Genomic DNA, 6308 nt, shown 5'->3' on the forward strand with positions numbered 1-6308 from the left:
AAGGCTCCTGGGGGCGGAAGAGGGCGCCTAGTGTACAGCTTGCCCGTGCCAGGTGCTGCGTTTTGCTACAAGGCCCGGGGGCCAATGGCCTTGCAGCGCGGCTGGGCTTGCTGATAGTTGAGGTGGCTGTGTCAGAACGGCTTGACCACCACCAGAATCACGATGCCCAGCAGGATGAGCACGGGCACTTCGTTGAACCAGCGATAATAGACGTGGCTGCGTGTGTTGGTGCCGCTGGCGAAGCGTTTGCGCTGGGCGCCACACACGTGATGGTAGCCGGTGAGCAGGATTACCAGGGTCAGCTTGGCATGCAGCCAGCCCTGGCTCAGCCAGCCGGGGTTGAGGTAGAGCATCCAGGCGCCAAATACATAGGTGGCGATCATTGCCGGGTTCATGATGCCGCGGTAGAGCTTGCGCTCCATGGTCACGAAGCGTTCCTGGCTGATGCTGTCCTGGCTCTGGGCGTGGTACACGAACAGCCGCGGCAGATAGAACAGGCCGGCGAACCAGCAGACTACGCTGACGATATGCAGCGCTTTGATCCATAGGTAAAGCATGGAGGGTGTTCCTTCAGGTAATCACGGTCGTCAGATAGTAGTGGTCGGGCGCCGGAAGGGACACCCGGAGAGTTGTTACAGGCGCCTCGCGCCCCTATTATCGTGCGCTTTCCAGACGGCTCGTTGATAAGGGGCAAGCGTTATGATCAAGGTCGGTATTGTTGGCGGCACCGGTTACACCGGCGTCGAACTGTTGCGTCTGCTGGCACAGCATCCACAGGCCGAAGTGGCTGTCATCACTTCGCGCTCGGAGGCGGGCGTGGCGGTGGCAGACATGTACCCGAACCTGCGCGGCCACTATGACGGGCTGGCGTTCAGCGTACCCGACAGCAAGGCCCTGGCTGCTTGCGACGTCGTGTTCTTCGCCACACCGCATGGCGTTGCCCACGCACTGGCCGGCGAATTGCTGGCGGCGGGTACCAAGGTGATCGACCTGTCGGCTGACTTCCGTCTGCAGGATGCCACCGAGTGGGGCAAGTGGTACGGTCAGCCGCATGGCGCGCCTGAACTGCTCAAGGATGCCGTGTATGGCCTGCCCGAAGTGAACCGCGAGAAGATTCGCCAGGCGCGCCTGATTGCCGTGCCGGGTTGCTACCCGACCGCCACCCAGCTCGGTTTCCTGCCGTTACTGGAAGCGGGTCTGGCCGACCCCGCGCGGCTGATCGCCGACTGTAAGTCGGGTGTCAGCGGCGCCGGGCGTGGTGCGGCAGTGGGTTCGCTGTTCTGCGAAGCCGGTGAAAGCATGAAGGCCTATGCCGTCAAGGGGCATCGCCACTTGCCGGAAATCAGCCAGGGCCTGCGCCAGGCGGCCGGCAAGGACATCGGCCTGACGTTCGTGCCGCACCTGACACCGATGATCCGTGGTATCCACGCTACCCTGTACGCGAACGTGGCCGATACTTCGGTCGACCTGCAGGCGTTGTTCGAGAAACGCTACGCCGATGAGCCGTTCGTCGACGTGATGCCGGCTGGTAGCCACCCGGAAACCCGCAGCGTGCGCGGTGCCAACGTTTGCCGCATTGCCGTTCATCGCCCGCAGGGCGGGGACCTGGTAGTGGTGCTCTCGGTGATCGACAACCTGGTGAAGGGCGCTTCGGGGCAGGCAGTGCAGAACCTCAACATCCTGTTTGGCCTGGATGAGCGCATGGGCCTGTCCCACGCAGGCTTGCTGCCGTGACAGACGCCGCGAGCTGCACACCTGCGGGCCGAGCTTGCGGCGTGTAGGTTGTCGCTTGCGGCTTACGTATTGTTGACCAATTTTCTCGGGAAAGCGGATAATGCGCGTCATCGAGAGTTATATGGCGGCTACCGCGCCGGGAGAATCAACATGAGCGTCGAAACCTTCACCCCTACCGGCCTGGAATTCACCCATGGCGCAGCCCAGAAGGTGAAGAACCTGGTCAATGAGGAAGGCAATGAACGTCTGAAGCTGCGGGTGTTCGTGACCGGGGGCGGTTGCTCGGGCTTTCAGTACGGCTTCACCTTCGATGAAGACGTGGCTGAAGACGACACCATCGTCGAGCGCGAAGGCGTTTCCCTGGTGGTCGACCCGATGAGCTTCCAGTACCTGGCCGGTGCCGAAGTGGACTACCAGGAAGGCCTGGAAGGTTCGCGCTTTGTGATCAAGAACCCGAATGCCGCCACCACCTGCGGTTGCGGGTCGTCGTTCTCGATCTGAATTCGGGTCGATACGAAAACGCCGCGCAATTGCGCGGCGTTTTGCTTTCTGGCCTTGGTGTCATGCCGGATAGATTGCACCGAGTATGCGCAGGCCCCTGGCGGCAGTGACGCTGGGGCGGTTGGCGGCGATGCCCTCCAGGCAGCAATGGGCCAGCCAGGCGAAGGCCATGGCTTCGACCCAGTCAGGGTCTACGCCATGGGCACTGGTGCTTGTAACACGTGCAGTGGGCAGCAGTTGGCCGAGGCGGGCCATCAGCGCACCGTTGCGGGCTCCTCCACCGCAGACCAACAGTGCTTCGGTGCCTTGTTGCGCGTTTTCCAGCGAGTCGATGATGCTGCGTGCGGTCAACTCCAGCAGTGTCGCCTGCACATCCTCGTCCCGGTAGGCGCGCAGGCCGGCGAGGTGGCGGTCGAGCCAAGGCAGGTTGAACACCTCACGGCCGGTACTCTTGGGGCCGCTGCCCGCGAAGAACGGGTCGCTCATCAATGCGTGCAGCAAATCGGCCTGCACCACGCCGGTGGTAGCCCAGGCACCGTCGGCATCGTAGGCCTGGCCGCGTTTGCGCTCGACCCAGGCATCCAGCAAAACATTGCCTGGGCCGCAATCAAAGCCATGCACCGGTGCATCCCGCTCGATCAGGCTGAGGTTGCTGAAACCGCCCACATTGAGAATCGCTACCCGTTGGCCCAGGTGGCTGAACAGGGTTTCGTGGAAGGCCGGGACAAGTGGCGCGCCTTGCCCGCCGGCGGCCACATCGCGGCGGCGGAAGTCGGCTACCACGCTGATACCAGTAAGCTCGGCGAGCAGCGCGGGGTTACCGATCTGTACGGTGAAGCCGCGGGCGGGTTCGTGACGGACCGTCTGACCATGGCTACCAATGGCGCGTATGGCGTCAGCCTGCAGGCCCTGCTGAGCGAGCAGCTGGCGTATACCCTCGGCCGCAAGGGTGGCCCAGTGATTTTCCGCCAATGCTGCCCGGGCGATTTCGTCAGGGCCGCTGCTGCACAGGGCAAGCAAGTCCTGGCGCAGGCTGGCGGGCATTGGCAGGTAGAGCGTGGCGAGCAGTTCAAGCTGCTCGCCTTGTTCGACCAAGGCGATGTCCAGGCCATCCAGGCTGGTACCGGACATCACCCCCAGGTAAAGCGCCATGGCTTAGCGCTTGTTCGCGGCGAGCAGGGTGGCCTTTTCCTGATCCATGCGGGCGATCAGTGGCTGGCTCTGCTGCAAGAAGCGTTGACGCTCGTTCTTGGCGATCGGGTCGGCCATTGGCACCTTCTGGCTCAGGGGGTCGACATGCACGCCATTGACCTGGAACTCATAGTGAAGATGAGGCCCGGTGGAAAGGCCGGTGGTGCCGATGTAACCGATGATCTGGCCCTGCTTGACGGTGCTACCGGTCTTGATGCCTTTGGCAAAGCCCTGCATGTGGCCATACAGCGTCTTGTAGCGGTTACCGTGCTGGATGATCACGGTGTTGCCGTAGCCGCCGCGGCGCCCGGCCAGTTCGATGCGGCCGTCGCCTGCTGCCTTGATAGGCGTGCCGCGTGGGGCTGCGTAGTCAACGCCCTTGTGCGCGCGAATCTTGTTCAGGATCGGGTGCTTGCGGCCGGCGGAGAAGCGCGAACTGATACGGGCGAAGTCCACCGGGGTGCGGATGAAGGCTTTGCGCAGGCTGTTGCCGTCGGCGGTGTAGTAGGTAGTGTTGCCCTGCTTGTTGGTGTAGCGCACGGCAGTGTAGGTTTTGCCACGGTTGGTGAAGCGCGCCGAAAGGATATTGCCCGTGCCGACGACCTTGCCATCCATCACCTTCTGCTCGTAGACCACGTCGAACTCGTCGCCTGGGCGAATATCCTGGGCGAAGTCGATGTCGTAGCCCAGCACGCGCGCCATGTCCATGGTCATGCTGTGGGAAAGGCCGGCACGCTGGGCAGATGCTGACAGCGAGCTTTTGATGACCCCGTGGGCATAGGCAGTACGCACCACCGGCTTGCTGATTTCACGGTTGAAGGTAAAGCCTTTGGCGCTTTTGCTCAGGCTGATGGTTTCAAGGTTGCTGACCTTGCTGTGCAGGCTGGCCAGTTGGCCATCCTTGTCGAGTTCGAACTGCAGGACCTGGCCGTGCTTGAGTTGGGTGAACTGCTTGGCCTGCTTGTTGCTGGCCAGTAGGTCGTGCACGGCATTGGCTGGCAGGCCGACCTTGGCAAACAGCGTGGACAGGGTATCGCCGCGCGCTACGGTAACCTCGCGGTGGCCTGGTTGCTTGGCGGCTTCGGCGACCTGTTTGGCGTCTTGCGTTGGCTGCTCGGCTTTCTGGGTTTCGGGTGTGGCTGCTTCTATCTGGGCGAAAGGTGAGCCTTGCTCACCCTGTGCCTGCACCATGGGCGCAGCGCGGGCTTCGTCCTTCAATTGTTCGGCAGGGCTTTCCAGCTCGAGGTTTAGGGTGGTTTTCTTGGCTTCCACTTCGCTGGACGGAAATACCAGCAAAGCCAGGCTGAGCAGGGCGGCAATGCCGCTGGCGGCCAACAGGTGGCTCTTCGGATAAAGCGGTGGCGCTTTAGGCGGTTCGTTGGTCATGGGTAAGGTGACTTTGAAAAAGGTGAAATGGAATAGATGAATGACATGATGAAGATGAAATAACTGTATAAAATATAACCAAATCCACTTTCACGCAAGGGCGCGTAGACGTCGCAAGCCTGTGCCCGGGTCACATTCCTTTGCAAAACTTGTATTTGACGGCCGATCTTGTATGGTTGGCTCCCCCTGAATCTGAGCCTTGCGGGTTTGTCTATGAAGTCGGTTGAAGAGCAGCTGGCGCTTATCAAGCGCGGTGCGGAAGAAGTACTGGTCGAGTCGGAACTGGTTGAGAAGCTCAAGCGCGGCCAGCCTCTGCGCATCAAGGCCGGCTTCGACCCGACCGCCCCGGACCTGCACCTGGGGCACACGGTGCTGATCAACAAGCTGCGTCAGTTCCAGGAGCTGGGCCACCAGGTCATCTTCCTGATCGGCGACTTCACCGGCATGATCGGCGACCCAAGCGGCAAGAGCGCAACGCGTCCGCCGCTGACTCGTGAGCAGGTGCTGGACAACGCCGAGACCTACAAGCAGCAGGTGTTCAAGATTCTTGATCCGGCCAAGACCGAAGTCGCCTTCAACTCCACCTGGATGGACAAGCTGACCCCGGCCGACTTTATTCGCCTGGCCTCGCAGTACACTGTGGCGCGCATGCTCGAGCGTGATGACTTCGACAAGCGCTACACCACCAACCAGTCGATTGCCATTCACGAGTTCCTCTACCCGCTGGTGCAGGGCTACGATTCGGTCGCGCTGAAAGCAGACGTCGAGCTGGGTGGTACCGACCAGAAGTTCAACCTGCTGATGGGGCGCGAACTGCAGCGTGCCTATGGCCAGGAAGCGCAGAACATCGTGACCATGCCGTTGCTCGAAGGGCTGGACGGTGTGAAGAAAATGTCCAAGTCGCTGGGCAACTATGTCGGTATCCAGGAAGCGCCGGGCGTGATGTACAGCAAGCTGGTGTCGATTCCGGATACGCTCATGTGGCGTTACTTCGAGCTGCTGAGCTTCCGCTCCATGGAAGAGATTGAGCAGTTCCGCGCCGATGTGGCCAATGGCGCCAACCCGCGAGACATCAAGATCAAGCTGGCGGAAGAGATAGTCGCGCGTTTCCATGGTGAGGAGGCTGCCGCCAATGCGCACCGTGCTGCGGGCAACCGTATGAAAGAAGGCGAGCTGCCTGAAGACCTGCCGGAGGTAGAGGTGGTTTCGGCGGAAGGCTTGCCTATCGCTGCGGTTCTGAACCGTGCTGGCCTGGTGAAGAACTCGGCGCAGGCGCGTGACTTGCTGAGTGCTGGTGCAGTGAAAGTGGATGGTGTGGTGGTCGACAAGGATTTCCTGTTTGGTCTGGGTGCTACGCATGTGTGCCAGGCGGGTAAGAAGTCCTTCGGGCGGGTTACGCTGAAGGCTGAGTGATTGCCTGGCGGTGTACCTATATAGAAGCGGGGAGGCCGAAAGGCCTCCCCGCTTTGCTTTTCAAGCGCCCTGAAAGTTTATTT

General features: G+C 61.4%; 6 protein-coding genes. 3 read left to right on the plus strand and 3 right to left on the minus strand.

The annotated features are described in order from the left end of the window. Nucleotides 1–131 precede the first annotated feature (131 nt). Nucleotides 132–557: a protoporphyrinogen oxidase HemJ gene (hemJ, locus tag B3361_RS13450; RefSeq protein WP_029887373.1), complete on the minus strand. Its 426-nt coding sequence runs from the start codon at nucleotides 555–557 to the stop codon at nucleotides 132–134. Between the two features lie 142 nt (nucleotides 558–699). Here hemJ and argC point away from each other — a divergent pair, with 142 nt between their 5' ends. Next, nucleotides 700–1734, plus strand: a complete 1035-nt coding sequence (gene argC, locus B3361_RS13455; RefSeq protein ID WP_009681264.1) for an N-acetyl-gamma-glutamyl-phosphate reductase — start codon at nucleotides 700–702, stop codon at nucleotides 1732–1734. A gap of 150 nt (nucleotides 1735–1884) precedes the next feature. Next, complete coding sequence (gene erpA, locus B3361_RS13460) at nucleotides 1885–2235, plus strand: iron-sulfur cluster insertion protein ErpA (protein ID WP_003255511.1); 351 nt, start codon at nucleotides 1885–1887, stop codon at nucleotides 2233–2235. Nucleotides 2236–2295: 60 nt separating this feature from the next. Here the strand turns inward: erpA and B3361_RS13465 are convergent, their stop codons facing one another. Both B3361_RS13465 and B3361_RS13470 read right to left on the minus strand, forming a co-directional pair. Continuing rightward, nucleotides 2296–3387 (minus strand): anhydro-N-acetylmuramic acid kinase, encoded by a 1092-nt coding sequence (locus B3361_RS13465; RefSeq protein WP_054906026.1) that lies wholly within the window; start codon nucleotides 3385–3387, stop codon nucleotides 2296–2298. Between the two features lie 3 nt (nucleotides 3388–3390). Then, nucleotides 3391–4812 (minus strand): peptidoglycan DD-metalloendopeptidase family protein, encoded by a 1422-nt coding sequence (locus B3361_RS13470; RefSeq protein ID WP_009681266.1) that lies wholly within the window; start codon nucleotides 4810–4812, stop codon nucleotides 3391–3393. A gap of 213 nt (nucleotides 4813–5025) precedes the next feature. Between B3361_RS13470 and tyrS the strand changes: the two genes are divergently transcribed. Further along, on the plus strand, nucleotides 5026–6225 hold the full coding sequence (gene tyrS, locus B3361_RS13475) for a tyrosine--tRNA ligase (protein ID WP_054906025.1): 1200 nt from the start codon (nucleotides 5026–5028) through the stop codon (nucleotides 6223–6225). Nucleotides 6226–6308: the final 83 nt, after the last annotated feature.

Source organism: Pseudomonas sp. UBA6699 (assembly GCF_002454615.1).
In the GTDB taxonomy this organism is placed as follows: domain Bacteria; phylum Pseudomonadota; class Gammaproteobacteria; order Pseudomonadales; family Pseudomonadaceae; genus Aquipseudomonas; species Aquipseudomonas juntendi.